Origin of the sequence: Burkholderia sp. AU19243 (genome assembly GCF_018148075.1) — a bacterium.
In the GTDB taxonomy this organism is placed as follows: Bacteria; Pseudomonadota; Gammaproteobacteria; order Burkholderiales; family Burkholderiaceae; genus Burkholderia; species Burkholderia latens_A.
In genome coordinates, this window is the sequence record NZ_JAGSTV010000045.1 from 1 (window position 1) to 926 (window position 926).

Here is a 926-nt window from a genome sequence, read left to right on the forward strand (position 1 = left end):
TTTTACCAGAAGTGGCTAGTCTAACCGCAAGGAGGACGGTCACCACGGTAGGATTCATGACTGGGGTGAAGTCGTAACAAGGTAGCCGTATCGGAAGGTGCGGCTGGATCACCTCCTTTCCAGAGCTTCTCGCAAAGTTGAGCGCTCACGCTTATCGGCTGTAAATTAAAGACAGACTCAGGGGTCTGTAGCTCAGTCGGTTAGAGCACCGTCTTGATAAGGCGGGGGTCGTTGGTTCGAATCCAACCAGACCCACCATTGTCTGGCGGTAACACACCTGAGGCAAATCTGTACTCATGGGGGCATAGCTCAGCTGGGAGAGCACCTGCTTTGCAAGCAGGGGGTCGTCGGTTCGATCCCGTCTGCCTCCACCAATCCTCAATGACAAACATTCGGATGACGATTGTTCGAGTCTTTGTCATTGGCGATTGAGCCAGTCAGAGCGGTACGAAAGTATCGGCTGTCGTTCTTTAACAATCTGGAAGAAGTAAGTAATTTGGATAGCGGAAGCGTCTTTGAGATGGACGTGAAAACTATCCGGGTTGTGATTGTATCGATGTATCTCAAGATGATTCGAACTTCATGTTCGGCTCCCTACGGGAGTGGGACCAGAGTAAGCGCTAAAGCGCCAGCTCTGGTCGACATCAACTTGGAATACGGCACAACGCGAGAACTCAACCTGTAACGAGACAGACTCGTTATAGGGTCAAGCGAACAAGTGCATGTGGTGGATGCCTTGGCGATCACAGGCGATGAAGGACGCGGTAGCCTGCGAAAAGCTACGGGGAGCTGGCAAACGAGCTTTGATCCGTAGATGTCCGAATGGGGAAACCCACTCCTTATGGAGTATCCATGGCTGAATACATAGGCCATGCGAAGCGAACGCGGTGAACTGAAACATCTAAGTAACCGCAGGAAAAGAAATC

Annotated in this window: 2 tRNA genes and 2 rRNA genes; all 4 read left to right on the top strand. The window is 51.3% G+C overall.

Annotated features, from left to right (window positions below):
- Nucleotides 1–119: ribosomal RNA gene (locus KDW55_RS29205) — 16S ribosomal RNA — on the top strand; the annotation flags it as partial.
- Nucleotides 120–181: 62 nt separating this feature from the next.
- Nucleotides 182–258, top strand: a tRNA-Ile gene (locus tag KDW55_RS29210).
- A gap of 40 nt (nucleotides 259–298) precedes the next feature.
- Nucleotides 299–374: transfer RNA gene (locus KDW55_RS29215), tRNA-Ala, on the top strand.
- Between the two features lie 330 nt (nucleotides 375–704).
- Nucleotides 705–926, top strand: a 23S ribosomal RNA gene (locus tag KDW55_RS29220); the annotation flags it as partial.